11 protein-coding genes are annotated in these 13,299 nt (G+C 66.6%); 4 read left to right on the forward strand and 7 right to left on the reverse strand.

The annotated features are described in order from the left end of the window. From DJ029_RS00895 to coxB, 7 genes are read right to left on the reverse strand one after another with little or no spacing between them, the layout of a single operon-like run. Complete coding sequence (locus DJ029_RS00895) at positions 1 to 666, reverse strand: SURF1 family protein (protein WP_112320444.1); 666 nt, start codon at positions 664 to 666, stop codon at positions 1 to 3. Between the two features lie 9 nt (positions 667 to 675). Continuing rightward, positions 676 to 2,484 carry a GSCFA domain-containing protein gene (locus tag DJ029_RS00900; RefSeq protein ID WP_112320445.1) on the reverse strand — a complete coding sequence of 603 codons (1,809 nt, stop codon included), beginning with the start codon at positions 2,482 to 2,484 and terminating at the stop codon, positions 676 to 678. A 52-nt stretch (positions 2,485 to 2,536) separates the two neighbouring features. Further along, positions 2,537 to 3,337 carry a cytochrome c oxidase subunit 3 gene (locus DJ029_RS00905; protein WP_112320446.1) on the reverse strand — a complete coding sequence of 267 codons (801 nt, stop codon included), beginning with the start codon at positions 3,335 to 3,337 and terminating at the stop codon, positions 2,537 to 2,539. Positions 3,338 to 3,364: 27 nt separating this feature from the next. After that, on the reverse strand, positions 3,365 to 3,943 hold the full coding sequence (locus DJ029_RS00910) for a cytochrome c oxidase assembly protein (protein ID WP_112320447.1): 579 nt from the start codon (positions 3,941 to 3,943) through the stop codon (positions 3,365 to 3,367). Continuing rightward, on the reverse strand, positions 3,940 to 4,143 hold the full coding sequence (locus DJ029_RS00915) for a hypothetical protein (RefSeq protein WP_112320448.1): 204 nt from the start codon (positions 4,141 to 4,143) through the stop codon (positions 3,940 to 3,942). The genes DJ029_RS00910 and DJ029_RS00915 overlap by 4 nt, the downstream gene beginning before the upstream one ends. Then, positions 4,140 to 5,093, reverse strand: a complete 954-nt coding sequence (locus tag DJ029_RS00920; RefSeq protein ID WP_112320449.1) for a heme o synthase — start codon at positions 5,091 to 5,093, stop codon at positions 4,140 to 4,142. The genes DJ029_RS00915 and DJ029_RS00920 overlap by 4 nt, the downstream gene beginning before the upstream one ends. 8 nt (positions 5,094 to 5,101) lie before the next feature. Then, complete coding sequence (gene coxB / locus DJ029_RS00925; RefSeq protein ID WP_308860674.1) at positions 5,102 to 5,941, reverse strand: cytochrome c oxidase subunit II; 840 nt, start codon at positions 5,939 to 5,941, stop codon at positions 5,102 to 5,104. A 331-nt stretch (positions 5,942 to 6,272) separates the two neighbouring features. Between coxB and tldD the strand changes: the two genes are divergently transcribed. From tldD to topA, 4 genes are all read left to right on the forward strand, one after another. Continuing rightward, on the forward strand, positions 6,273 to 7,694 hold the full coding sequence (gene tldD, locus DJ029_RS00930; protein ID WP_112320450.1) for a metalloprotease TldD: 1,422 nt from the start codon (positions 6,273 to 6,275) through the stop codon (positions 7,692 to 7,694). A gap of 81 nt (positions 7,695 to 7,775) precedes the next feature. Next, positions 7,776 to 8,969, forward strand: coding sequence for a DNA-processing protein DprA (gene dprA / locus DJ029_RS00935; RefSeq protein ID WP_232822926.1), 1,194 nt, complete (start codon positions 7,776 to 7,778; stop codon positions 8,967 to 8,969). A gap of 126 nt (positions 8,970 to 9,095) precedes the next feature. Further along, positions 9,096 to 10,496 carry a hypothetical protein gene (locus tag DJ029_RS00940; protein WP_157966222.1) on the forward strand — a complete coding sequence of 467 codons (1,401 nt, stop codon included), beginning with the start codon at positions 9,096 to 9,098 and terminating at the stop codon, positions 10,494 to 10,496. Between the two features lie 94 nt (positions 10,497 to 10,590). Further along, positions 10,591 to 13,227: a type I DNA topoisomerase gene (topA, locus tag DJ029_RS00945; RefSeq protein WP_112320452.1), complete on the forward strand. Its 2,637-nt coding sequence runs from the start codon at positions 10,591 to 10,593 to the stop codon at positions 13,225 to 13,227. The last annotated feature ends 72 nt before the right edge of the window (positions 13,228 to 13,299 follow it).

Here is a 13,299-nt window from a genome sequence, read left to right on the forward strand (position 1 = left end):
TCAGACAGAGTTGCGGCGTATCCGGTACAGCAAATAGACGCTCATCGCCAGCCAGCAGATCGCCAGAAGCGACCAGGTGATCGCATATTGCAGGTGGTTGTTCGCAATGTTCACCCCCACCGGCAGGGGGCGGGGCGACGGATCGCCCGTGGGTGCGCGCGCGACCAGCAGAACGGGCTCCGTCCCGAGCGCCTGCGCCATCGCCTCGACATCGCGGGCGAACCAGATGTTCCGCTCGAGGTTGGGCTCAGGCGTGAAGCTGTCGGTTTCCTGCGGCCAGAGCAGCGTGCCGGTCACGGTGAGCGGGCCCTTGGCGAACTCCGTCGCCTTCAGTTCCTCGGAGACGTATCCCCGGTCGACCAGCACCCGCCGCGTCCCGGTATCGAGCGCCTGGATCACGCGAAACCCCGGCCCCTCGAACTGGACCGAGGTCAGCACATGCAGCGCGGGGCCGCTGAACGCGCCGTCCGCCGTGACGCTCAGGTACCGGTCCGCTTCGGGGTCAGGCTGCTCGGGCAAGGGGACAGGCGCCGCCTCCAACCGGGCGGAGATCTGGTCCAGCACGGCGGTTTTCCATTCCAGCCGCTGCACCTGCCAAAGGGCAAGGGCGACCAGAACGGCAAACCCGCCGAAGCCGAAAATGACCGGAACGATGAACTTTTTCATCCGTGCTGCTTACTGGCCAGCCCTGGCGGTCTGCAACTCGGCGAGCGTGCTGTTGATCTGCTCAACCAGAAGCCCGCCGTATTCGGCGTTCGCATGGCTCTTGTCGTACTTGCCGTCTGCCGCCTGGCCATCGGTATGGGCGCGGGAGTAGATGTCCAACGTCCGCCCGTCCTCGTTCAAGGTCGCTTGGGGCTGACCGATATATGTCACGCCCATGGCGGCCAGCCGCCGCTCAAGCACCCGTGAGAGCGCCGCGTATTTTTCCGGCCTCAGCTTCGGCAACCGCCGCGCTGCCTGCGCCCCGGCGCGCCACATGGGCGAGGGCATGGTGATCACGGGACCGTCGGTCATGCTGCGCAAATGCTTCAGTAGCGCCATGCTGCGCCGCGTGCTCGCCGCCTCGAAGACCCAGTCGGCCAGAACGTCCACGTTTGCCCTGCCGACCAGCCGCTTGTTGCGCTTCAGCTCCTGCAGGATCAGGGGGATCGCGAAGGGCTCTCCGACCAGCAGGAAGCCCGCGCGGCCCCTCAGGTCGAACGATACGCCATCCTCGCCATTAAACCTGCGGGCCTTTTCCTCGTTCGCGTGGGTCAGATGCGTGTCTTGGATCACGACATCCTGGAACTCGCCCGGCAGCATCCAGAACGCGGTATCCATCCCGCCGACAGACGCCTCGCCCGTGGCGGCGAAATGCCGTCTGATGCTGGATACATGGCTGCCCCCGATAATCCCGATCGCTGTGTCGGAGCCCCCCTTGAGAGGCGTCGCGAAGGCCGACAGAAGCTCTTCCTCGCACACCAGATCGTCCTCACCGGCCTGCTCGGGCAGGGCTGGCCGGGGCACAGGGCGCGGCGCATCGGCGGGTTGCTCGTCACCGATGGCGGTGAAGAAGTTCCCCATGACATGGGCGACCCCGGCGGGCGTGACGCTGCGCTTGTTCTGCTCGAAATACCGGCCCTCCATCGCGGGGGACGAGATGATTTCGTAGGATGGGAAGTAGTCGACGAAATCGTGCTCGGCGCACAGGGACCCGGCCACCGCGCGCAGCACGGATTTGGAGTATGTCGTCGCCGGCAGGACATGCTGGCCCGAGGCGGTCGCCGTCAGCGGCACCGGGGACACCGTCAGAAGGATCTTCAGCTCCGGGTTCAGGCGGCGCATCGCGGCGATGGCCGCTTTCATGTCCGCCAGCACCTTCGGGAAGTCGTGGTTCTGGAACCCGTGCAGGTCCGCGTCGAAGTCACCGGCGACGGTGCCCGGGCAGATGGCATAGGTGTAGCCGCCGGTCCGATGGACCCAAGCCTCTGTCAGGCCCATGGTGAAGACGAAGACGGACGCCTCGCGGATGGACCGGCCGAAGGCGGCAATCGCCTCGGCGCGGCTTGCGCGTGCGGCGTCAAGGGTGGTGACGGCCCCCGGCTCGATCGCGGGGCGGAAGGGATCGATGAAGTGATCGTCCTTCTGCCAGTATTCCTCTGGCGGTGCGGTTGTTCCGGCGGCCCAGTTAACCCACTGGAGCAAGGCAGCGCCGGTGTAAATATTGCCGGTCCGGGCCGAGAAGACGCCGTAGTTCAGCGCCTTGGCGGTGGCCTCGTCCATGCCGTGGGGGGCGGGCTCACCATTGATCCAGGAGTAGCCGTTCTCGACCAGCTTGCCACGGAAATGCTGTGCGAAGCAGGAACCGTAGGTCGAGATCGCGGTCGTCTTGTCGATCCGGAACCTCGGGGACCAGAGATCCCCTATCCGCTCGGAAGGAACGGAGCCGACCGCAGTTTTCCAATATGCCGTCTGTGGCAGCCCGACATAAGGATTACTCAAGATCGGCTCCTGCTTCGCATGTAACCACCGTTTCGCGGTTTCCCGCGCTTGATCAGCTGCCCCAGATGTAGACAGCGAAGAACAGGAACAGCCAGACCACGTCAACGAAGTGCCAGTACCAGGCGGCCGCTTCGAAACCGATGTGCTGCTCTTGCGTGAAGTGACCTTTCAGGGCCCGCAGCAGGCAGACCGCCAGGAAGATCGTGCCGACCACCACGTGGAAGCCGTGGAAACCCGTCGCCATGAAGAAGTTCGCGCCGTAGATGTTGCCGGCGAAACCGAAGGCGGCGTGGCTGTATTCGTAGACCTGGAACACCGTGAACAGCGCGCCCAGGACGATGGCCAAGGTCAGGCCCCAGACAAGGCCCTTGCGGTCGTTGTCATGCGCCAGCGCGTGGTGCGCCCAGGTCGCCGCACAGCCCGAGCACAGCAGGATCAGCGTGTTGATCAGCGGCAGGTGCCAGGGGTCGAACGTTTCGATTCCCGGGGGCGGCCAGGTGTTGTCGACCGCGGCCATCGGGTACATGGCGTGCTTGAAGAAGCTCCAGAACCAGGCCGAGAAGAACATCACCTCGGAGATGATGAACATGATGAAGCCCATGCGCAGGCCGATGCGCACCACCGGTGTGTGATCGCCGACCTGGCTTTCGGTGACCACTTCGGACCACCAGGCGTACATCACGTACAAAACCATCGCGAGGCCGATCAGGAACAGCCAGGGGTGGTTATTGTCCACCTGCGGGGACATCCAGATCACGCCGCCAAACAGCATGATAAAAGCGCCCACCGCTCCGGCGAATGGCCAGATGCTCGGGGGAAGTATGTGATAGTCGTGGTTCTTTTCGTGCGCCATGGCGGACTTTCCCTCGGTCTTTCGCGGTCAGTTGACCTGCGTGGCTTCGGGCTGGCTGGGGGCCAACCCTGTCACTTCCTCTGCGGGAAGATCGATTTCGTAGAACGTGTAAGACAGTGTGATCGTATGTGCAAACCGTGCTTCGCGGTGCTCGCGGATTTCCGGGTCGACGTAGTAGGTCACCGGCATCTGCACCCGCTGACCGGGCTGAAGCACCTGCTCCTCGAAGCAGAAACAGTCGATCTTGGTGAAGAACGCTCCGGCGGAATAGGGCGCGACGTTGTAGCTTGCGCTGCCGGCGATGGGCCGGTCGGTCGGGTTGTACGCCTCGTAAAAGGCCAGCCCGGTTTCGCCGATCTTCAGCTCCACCTCGGTCTGGACGGGCTTGAACTCCCACGGCATCTTCCGGTCGAGCGAGGCGTCGAAGCGGATGCGGATCGTCTCGTCCAGAACCACGTCAGAGCCTGCGCCCGCGACGGCGGTTTCCCCGCCGTAGCCGGTCACCTTGCAGAACCAGTCGTAAAGCGGCACGGCGGCGAAGGACATCGCGCCCATGAACAGCACGACGCCCAGAAGCACACCGGCGGTGCGGTTTGCGCCCGTCATTGATCCGCCCCCGGTACGGTTTCAAAGGTATGGTCGAAGCCGCGCATGTCGATCCCGGCGGAAAGCTTCACGATCGTCACGGCGAAGATCATCAGCACCACCCCGCCGAGGCAGGCGAGCATCGCCAGGTTACGCCCCTTGCGGCGGGTGTAGATCTCATGGCTGTCGGCGCCCAGTCCGGGCTTGCGGGGATCGCTCATAGCAGCACCGGCCAGGATTGCAGTTGCAGACCGAAGCCGTGCAGCACCGCTTCGACCAGGAACAGGACGAAATGTAGGAACAGGTAGGCGATGGAGAAGCCGAAGAACTTCTTTTCCACGCGGAACCCGTCCGCCTCGGCTGCCGCATCGTCGCGGCGCCAGATGGCATGCGCCCCGAAAAGGAACTTCGCGTTCAGCCACAGCGCAACGCACAGGTACACCGGCCCTCCCGCCGCCGTGAAGGCCGGCAGGATCGCCGCGGGGGCGAGGATCAGCGAGTAGATCAGGATCTGGTTCCGTGTCGCCCGCGTTCCCGCGATAACGGGAAGCATCGGCACGTTGGCGTTCTGGTAATCGTCGTTGCGGAACAGCGCCAGCGCCCAGAAATGCGGCGGCGTCCACAGGAAGATCAGCGCGAACATCAGCACCGGCTCCCAGGTGATGCCACCGGTCGCCACGGCCCAGCCGATCATCGGCGGGAAGGCCCCGGCGGCCCCGCCGATCACGATGTTCTGCGGCGTCGCGCGCTTCAGCCACATGGAATAGATCACCGCGTAGAAGAAGATCGTGAACGCCAGCAGCCCTGCGGACAGTGGGTTGGCGAACAGGAACAGCAGCATGACCGACAGCACGCTCAGGACGATGCCCACGGCCAGCGCCTCGTCCCCGGTCACGCGGCCCGCAGGAATCGGGCGCTTCACGGTGCGCGACATGACCGCGTCGATATCGGCGTCCCACCACATGTTCAGCGCACCGGACGCACCCGCGCCCACCGCGATGCACAGGATCGAGGCAAGCGCGATCACCGGGTGCACCCCGACCGGCGCCGCGATCAGCCCGATGGCGGCGGTGAACACCACCAGCCGCATCACGCGGGGCTTCAGCAGCGCGACGTAATCGCCGAACTCGGCGTCGCCGCTCTGTGCCGTGGTGAGGGATGCGTCCGACATCGGCGCTCTCAGTCCGCCTGCGCCACGTCGACGGTGGCGAAGTCCTCAAGGAAACCGACCATCTGGCCGCCCTGGGATTCGATCCAGGCCGCGTACTGCTCATCCGAAACCGCCTTGACGGTGATCGGCATGTAGGCGTGGTTGATGCCGCACAGCTCGGAGCACTGACCGAAGTAGACGCCCGGCTCATCGACCTGGAACCAGGTTTCGTTCAGCCGGCCGGGAACCGCGTCGATATGCACGCCGAAGGCCGGGATCTTCCAGGAGTGGATCACGTCGGAAGCGGTGACCTGCAGGCGCACGACGCGGCCCACGGGCACGACGACGGCGGTGTCGGTGGCCAGCTTCCACTGCTCTTCGGAATAGCCGTACTCGGCCAGTTCCGCGCGCACCTCGTCGTTCATTTCCGCCGCGCCGAGGCCCAGCATGAAGCTGTCGAAGGACACGTCGTTGTCGGGATATTCATAGGACCAGGCCCACTGGAAGCCGGTGGTCTTGATCGTCACGTCCGCCTCGGGGACTTCCAGCTGCTTGAACAGGATCGGCAGCGAGAAGGAGCCGATCGCCAGCAGGATCAGGATCGGCACTACGGTCCAGGTGACCTCGATCGCGGAGTTATGGGTGAACCGCGCCGGTTCCGGGTTGGACTTGCGGTTGTACTTGAGGATCACGATCGCCAGCAGCGCGACGACGAACAGCACGATGGCAGTGATGATCACCAGCAGGAAATTGTCCAGCCAGTGAATATCACGCGCCAGCTCCGTGGCCGCCGGCTGAAAGCCGGTGGCGCCGGGAGTGGGCGTGCCGATGATCTCCAGACCCTCGAAAGAATCCTGAGCCTTCGCCATTCCTGCCGCCAACACGCCACTGACCATGGCGGATGATTTGGCGATAATCGACTGATATTTCATGCGCTTTTTTCCCGAATCTCTCTGTTGCCGCAGGGGGAAATTATGGACTCACCGCGTAAATACGCGCAGAAACCGCCCGCCTCAAGCTTCAACGGAACGTCGCATACCCGCCGCACAAGGGCAAGGCAAGCGCCCCTGTTTGGCTGCGCCATCTCGCCGCTGCCTGCTTCTGGGGGCCGCTGCCGCGAAGGGGGGTGTTCCCCGCCCGGATACGGCCCCATATAGTGGTGCAAAGCGCGTCAAACCCGCGATCTGCCACAAAGGACCCATGATGAGCGATGCATTCCGCCCCTTCGAAAGCGATCTCGACGAAGCGACCGCCCTGTCGATCCTGCGCGACGCCACCTCCGGCGCCGATGACGGTGAGTTGTTCCTGGAACGCCGCCGCTCGGAAAGCCTGGTGTTCGACGACGGCCGCCTGAAGAACGCCAGTTACGATGCCGCCGAGGGCTTCGGCCTGCGCGCCGTGCGCGGGGAAACCGCCGGCTATGGCCATTCGACCGAACTCTCCGAAAAGGCCCTGCGCCGCGCCGCCGAAACCGCGCGCCTTGCGGTGGGCGACGGCGGCGGCACGCTGGCCGACGCGCCCAAGGGCACCAACACGAAGCTGTATGAAGAGGTGGACTCAGTCACCGGCGTCAGCTTCCCGGCCAAGGTCGAAACCCTGAAGGAGATCGACGACTACGCCCGCGCGCTCGATTACCGCGTGGTGCAGGTTTCCGCCTCGCTCGCCGCCTCGGTGCAGGAGGTGGAGATCCTGCGTCCCGACGGGCAGCGCCTGGTGGATTTCCGCCCGATGGCGCGGCTGAACGTGTCGGTCACGCTGGAAAAGGACGGGCGGCGCGAAGCCGGAAACGCCGGCGGCGGCGGGCGTTTCGGCCTGGACGGGCTGATGGTCCGCGATCACTGGCAGGGGCTGGTGAAGGAAGCGTTGCGCATCGCCGACGTGAACCTGCGCGCCGAGGCGGCACCCGCGGGCGTCATGGACGTGGTGCTCGGCCCCGGCTGGCCCGGGATCCTGCTGCACGAGGCGGTGGGCCACGGGCTTGAGGGCGACTTCAACCGCAAGAAAGCCTCGGCCTTTGCGGGGCTGATGGGCCAGCGCGTCGCGGCCCCCGGCGTCACGGTGCTGGATGACGGCACCATCCCGGACCGGCGCGGCTCCATCACCTTCGATGACGAGGGCACGCCCAGCGCGAAGAACGTCCTGATCGAGGACGGCATCCTTGTCGGCTACATGCAGGACCGTCAGAACGCCCGCCTGATGGGCGTTCCCGCCACCGGGAACGGCCGGCGGCAGAGCTTCGCGCATATCCCGATGCCCCGCATGACCAACACCTACATGCTGGGCGGCGACGCGGATCCGGCGGATATCCTGGCCGACCTGAAGGATGGTGTCTACGCCGTGGGCTTCGGCGGCGGACAGGTGGACATCACCAACGGGAAGTACGTGTTCAGCTGCACCGAGGCGTACCGCGTCAAGGACGGCAAGGTCGGCGCGCCGATCAAAGGCGCGACTCTGATCGGGGATGGCGCGACCTCGCTGCAGAAAATCCAGGCGATCGGGAATGACCTCGCCCTCGATCCCGGTGTGGGGAACTGCGGCAAGAACGGCCAGTGGGTGCCTGTGGGCGTGGGCCTGCCCTCGCTCAGGATCGGCGGGCTGACGGTGGGCGGGTCCGCCGCCTGACGGTGTGACTGACGGGGCGTCTGACGGCTCCGCACCGCCGCTTCACCAAGCATTAACCATCGTCGCCGCAGGATCGCGGCGATGAACACGCTTGCCCCTGCCCTGCCGATTCCCCGGGCCGCGCTGCCCCGTTCGGATTCCGGACTGGTGGACTGGCTGCGCCTGACACGCTCCCACCGCGTGGGGCCGAGCACGTTCCTGCGCCTGATCGCGGAATATGGCAGTGCCAGCGCCGTGATCGGCGCGCTGCCCCGGATCGCGGCCGAGGCCGGGGCGCGGGACTATGCGCCCTTCACCCGCGACGCCGCCTTGCGCGAACTCGACGCGGGCCGGCGGCTGGGCGCGCGGCCGATCCCGCTGGGCGCGCCGGACTACCCCGCCCTGCTGGCCGGAATCCCGGACCCGCCGCCGCTGATCTGGGTGCGCGGCACGCTGCCTGGCCCGATGCTGACCTGCGTCGGGATGGTCGGCGCGCGCAACGCCTCCGCGCTGGGGATGCGCACGGCCGAATACCTCGCCCGGGGTTTGGGCGAGGCTGGCTTGCGCACCGTGTCCGGGCTGGCGCGCGGCATCGACGCGGCGGTGCACAAGGGCAGTGCCGGAACCGGGACGACGGCGGTCCTGGCGGGCGGCGTGGATGTGATCTACCCGGCGGAAAACGCCGCGCTGACGCAGGAAATCCTCGGCACGGGCTGCCTGATCTCAGAAGCGCCGATCGGTCTGCGCCCGGTCGCGCGGCACTTTCCGCGGCGCAACCGCATCATCTCCGGCCTTGCCCCGGGGCTGGTGGTGGTGGAGGGGGCCGCGAAGTCCGGCAGCCTGATCACCGCCCGGACCGCGGCCGACCAGGGCCGCGAGGTGATGGCTGTGCCCGGCCACCCCTTCGATGCGCGCGCCGCGGGCTGCAACATGCTGATCCGCGACGGCGCGACGCTGGTGCGCTCTGCCGAGGATATCCTTCAGGCGCTGGCCTGCCCCGCCCCCACGCGCCCGGTTCCGACCGCGCAAGGGGAATTGCCGCTGTCCGCCGCCCCGAGCCGGGCGCGCCCCGCCCCGCCCATTGATACGCGCGACAACACACCGACGCCCCGCGGGCGCGAACTGCCAGCTGCCATCTTCAACCTGCTCGGCCCAGCCCCGATCAGCGAGGACGCCCTGATCCGCCAACTGGCGCAGCCGCCCTCGGAAGTTCTGGCCGCGCTCGCCGCGCTGGACCTGGAGGGGCGGGTACTGCGGCATCCGGGGGGGCTCGTCTCCACCCCGCCGGGGGCGTGATGGCGCGCCTTGTCGCCCTGCACGGCCCGCCCGCAACGCGGCGGATGCGCCACGGTCGCCTGCGCACGGGCGGGTCCTGACCGGTGACGCTTGTCCGCTTTGCCCGCCCCATGGTAGCGCGAAGGGATGAGCGAGCGATCTGCCCCACGGCGGCCGTGGCTGCCCCTGTCCGCCGCGTTGAGCGTGGCGATCCTGGCCGTTGTCGTGGCGCTCGGCTGGGACCGCAGCTTCTGGTTCGACGAGGTCTATACCCTCGGCGCGGCGGCGGTGGGGCGCGCGCAGGACTGGGACATCATCCTGCGCGACGTGCATCCGCCCACCTTCACCATGCTGGTCCGCACCTGGGGGGAAGTCGTCGGTGGCAGCACCCCGGCGCTGCGCGCGATCAACCTGATCGGCGCGGCGGCGCTGGCGCTTGGCCTTTGGATCGCGTCGAAACAGCTGGAGCGGGGGCGGTTCTGGCTGCTGGTCTGCCTGGTGCTGGTCAACGGATACACCCTGCAACTGGGGCTGGACCTGCGATCCTACGCGCTGCTGCTGGGGCTGACATTCCTCGCCCAGGCGCTGCTGCTGGCCGAGTTTTCGGGCAAGGGCGCGCAGACCGGCTGGCTGATCCTGCTCGCGGCAATCCTGGGATCGCTGCATTTCTTCGGCACGGCGGCGGGGCTGACGATCCTCGGCGTGTCGGCCCTGGGACATCTGCGCGCCGGGCGTATCGCGCGCGCCGCCGTGCTGGGGATGGCTTGCCTGGTGATTGGCGGCGCGGTGCTCGGCTTCGCGTTCGGTATCGCCAGCGCCTCGGGCCAGCTTGGCGGCATCAACTGGATCAAGACGGGACCCGAGCCGCTGCTGGATTTTTTCGCCCAGCAGATCCTGCTGGTGCTGCTGGTCTTCGGCCTGGCTTTGTTTCGGCGCAGCCCTTCGGTGGACCCGGCGCAGAGGCGCATCGCGCTGTGGATGCTGGCGGTGCCCGGAATCGTCGCCGGGGTCACCTTGCTGATCTCGCTTCACACGCCGGTCCTGACGACCCGCAACCTGATCGTCTGCGTACCCGGCGTCAGCCTGGCCGCGGTGCTGCTCACCCCCCCGGCGCTGATGCAACGCCTGTCCGCCACACCGCTGCTGCTGATCGCCGTCGCGCTGGTCGGGATCCGCGTCGGAGACATCGCCACGCGCAACACCCAGATGATCGAATGGGCGATCACCACCGCCGCGCCCGCGGCCTGCGACGGCGCGCCGATTTATGTCATCCGACCCTCGACCGTGGACAAATTCGCGCAGGAAGTGTTCCTCGGCGGCATCAAACGCCCCCAGATCGAGTTAACCAGTTTTTCGCCCGACAACGCCCCCCTGCCGCCGGGTTGCGACATGCTGGCCGTCGGCTGGCACCAGATCGGCGAAGTGTCGGACGTCATCGCCTTTTTCGACTCGCGCGGGGTCCGGACCGAGGCGATCCTGCCCCCCGACACGCGGCTGGCGAAGCGCGCCGCGATGACGAGCGGTTTCGTGATCCGCGTCGTCCCCTGACAAATGCCCGAAAAAAGCACTGGCTTGACATGCGCCAGTGCCGACCACATGTTCCGGCACCTTGAATCACCCCCAACTGAATATCGGAGATCCCATGGCTGTCGTCGTTGTCGAAAGCCCCGCAAAGGCAAAGACGATCAACAAGTATCTCGGATCGGATTACACCGTTCTCGCGTCCTACGGCCATGTGCGGGACCTGCCGCCCAAGGACGGCTCGGTCGATACGGACCACGGTTTCGACATGAAATGGGAGGTCGATCCGAAGTCCCAGAAACACGTCCGCGCCATTGCCGAGGCGCTGAAGAACGATGACCGCCTGATCCTCGCCACCGACCCCGACCGCGAGGGTGAAGCGATTTCCTGGCACCTGCTTGAGGCACTGACGAAACGCCGCGCGGTCAAGAAGACGACTGAGGTGGATCGCGTCGTCTTCAACGCGATCACGAAGTCCGCGGTGACCGAGGCGATGCAGAACCCGCGCCAGATCGACATGGAGCTGGTGGAAGCCTACCTCGCACGCCGCGCGCTGGACTACCTGGTTGGCTTCAACCTGTCCCCGGTGCTGTGGCGCAAGCTGCCCGGCGCCAAATCCGCGGGCCGCGTGCAATCCGTCGCCCTGCGCCTGATCGTCGAGCGCGAGATGGAGATCGAGGCCTTCCGCGCCCGGGAATACTGGTCCGTTAAGGCGCTGCTGGCCACCCCGCGCGGGCAGGAGTTCGAGGCGCGGCTGACCCAGCTCGGCGGCAAGAAGCTGGACAAGTTCGACCTGGAAACCGCGGAAGCCGCCGACCTGGCCGTCAGCGCGATCAACGCCCGCGACCTGACCATCGCCAGCGTCGAGGCGAAGCCCGCCACGCGCAACCCCTCGGCGCCGTTCATGACCTCGACCCTGCAGCAGGAAGCCAGCCGCAAGTTCGGCTTCGGCGCGCGGGCCACGATGAGCACCGCGCAGCGGCTCTATGAAGCCGGGCATATCACCTACATGCGGACCGACGGCATCGACATGGCCCCCGAGGCGGTCACCGCCGCGCGCGATGCGATCAAGGATCGCTACGGCGCGAACTACCTGCCCGACAGCCCGCGCATCTACAAGAACAAGGCCAAGAACGCGCAGGAAGCGCACGAATGTATCCGGCCCACGGACATGACCGTCTCGGCCGAGGATCTGGCGCGGCTGGAGCCGGACCAGCGCAAGCTCTACGACCTGATCTGGAAGCGCACCCTGGCCAGCCAGATGGCCGCCGCGCGGATGGAACGCACCACCGTGGACATCGCCAGCGCCGACGGCCAGGTCGGCCTGCGCGCCACCGGCCAGGTGGTCATGTTCGACGGCTTCATGAAGGTCTATGAAGAAGGCCGCGACGAGGATGTCGTGGACGACGACGACAAGCGCCTGCCCCAGATCACCGAGGGCGAGGCCGCCGACAAGCGCCGCGTCTCCCCCGAGCAGCATTTCACCCAGCCCCCGCCCCGCTACACGGAAGCGACGCTAGTCAAGCGCATGGAAGAACTGGGGATCGGACGCCCGTCCACCTATGCCTCCATCGTGTCGGTGATCCAGGAACGCGACTACGTGCGCAAGGAAAAGAACCGCCTGATCCCAGAGGACAAGGGCCGCCTGGTGACGGCCTTCCTGGAAAACTACTTCCGAAAGTACGTCGGCTACAATTTCACCGCCGCGCTGGAAGAGGAACTCGACCGGATCACCAGCGGCGACGCCGACTGGAAGAAGGTGCTGGCGAACTTCTGGACGGATTTCTCGGCCCATGTGGACGAGACGAAGGAACTGCGCATCACCGAGGTGCTGGACAAGATCAACGAGGTCCTGGCCCCCCACATCTTCCCCGAGCGGGAAGACGGCGGCGACCCGCGCCAGTGCCAGACCTGCGGCACGGGCCGGCTCAGCCTGCGCACCGCGCGCTCCGGCGGGGCGTTCATCGGCTGCTCGAACTACCCCGAATGCCGCTACACCCGCCCCCTGTCGGGCGAGCTTGAGGGCGGCGACGTCGCCGGGCCGGACGGCAAGCTGCTCGGCTATGACGGCGACGACAAGATCACCCTGCGCACCGGGCGCTTCGGCCCCTATGTCCAGCGTGGCGAGGCGACCGAGGACAACCCCAAGCCCAAGCGCGCCTCCATCCCCAAGGGCGAGGACCTGTCGGCGGTGGACCTGGAGCGCGCGCTGAAACTGCTATCCCTGCCCCGCTTCATCGGCGAACACCCCGAAGGCGGCACCGTGGAAAGCAACCTCGGGCGGTTCGGCCCCTACGTGATGCACGAACTCCCCCCGGCGGAGGGCGAGAAGAAGCCGCGCCGCATCTACGCCAACATCAAGGACCCGGAAGAGGTCTATACCATCGGCATGAACCGCGCGGTCGAGCTGCTGGCCGAAAAGGCCAAGAACGGCGGGCGCGGAAGGTCGGCGGCGACGCCCCTGAAGGAGCTTGGCGACCATCCCGACGGCGGGCCCGTCAACGTGATGGAGGGGCGCTATGGCCCCTACGTCAAATGGGAAAAGGTCAACGCGACGATCCCGAAGGAAACCGAGCCCCAGGACGTCACCATGGAACTGGCGCTTGAGCTGATTGCCGCGAAAGCCCCGAAGAAGAAGGCCGCGGCCAAGAAGAAACCGGCGGCGAAGAAGACCACGGCAAAGAAGCCGGCGGCCAAGAAGGCAACCGCCAAGAAAGCCCCCCGCGAAGAAAGCGGCAGCGAAAAAGGCGGACGCTGACGAGTGATCCTGCCCCCGCGTGGCGCTGCGCACAAGCGCGCCGCCACGCGGGGACGGGCTTGGCAGGGCTGC

The sequence above is a fragment of the Oceanibium sediminis genome, assembly GCF_003265325.1.
GTDB classification, from domain to species: Bacteria; Pseudomonadota; Alphaproteobacteria; order Rhodobacterales; family Rhodobacteraceae; genus Halovulum; species Halovulum sediminis.

What these genes read in the sequence shown, in the direction of transcription:
- DJ029_RS00905 (WP_112320446.1), bottom strand. Translation starts at nt 3,337, where the DNA reads ATGGCGCACGAAAAGAACCACGACTATCACATACTTCCCCCGAGCATC.
- DJ029_RS00940 (WP_157966222.1), top strand. Translation starts at nt 9,096, where the DNA reads ATGAGCGAGCGATCTGCCCCACGGCGGCCGTGGCTGCCCCTGTCCGCC.
- coxB (WP_308860674.1), bottom strand. Translation starts at nt 5,941, where the DNA reads ATGGCGAAGGCTCAGGATTCTTTCGAGGGTCTGGAGATCATCGGCACG.
- topA (WP_112320452.1), top strand. Translation starts at nt 10,591, where the DNA reads ATGGCTGTCGTCGTTGTCGAAAGCCCCGCAAAGGCAAAGACGATCAAC.
- dprA (WP_232822926.1), top strand. Translation starts at nt 7,776, where the DNA reads ATGAACACGCTTGCCCCTGCCCTGCCGATTCCCCGGGCCGCGCTGCCC.
- DJ029_RS00915 (WP_112320448.1), bottom strand. Translation starts at nt 4,143, where the DNA reads ATGAGCGATCCCCGCAAGCCCGGACTGGGCGCCGACAGCCATGAGATC.
- tldD (WP_112320450.1), top strand. Translation starts at nt 6,273, where the DNA reads ATGATGAGCGATGCATTCCGCCCCTTCGAAAGCGATCTCGACGAAGCG.
- DJ029_RS00910 (WP_112320447.1), bottom strand. Translation starts at nt 3,943, where the DNA reads ATGACGGGCGCAAACCGCACCGCCGGTGTGCTTCTGGGCGTCGTGCTG.
- DJ029_RS00920 (WP_112320449.1), bottom strand. Translation starts at nt 5,093, where the DNA reads ATGTCGGACGCATCCCTCACCACGGCACAGAGCGGCGACGCCGAGTTC.
- DJ029_RS00895 (WP_112320444.1), bottom strand. Translation starts at nt 666, where the DNA reads ATGAAAAAGTTCATCGTTCCGGTCATTTTCGGCTTCGGCGGGTTTGCC.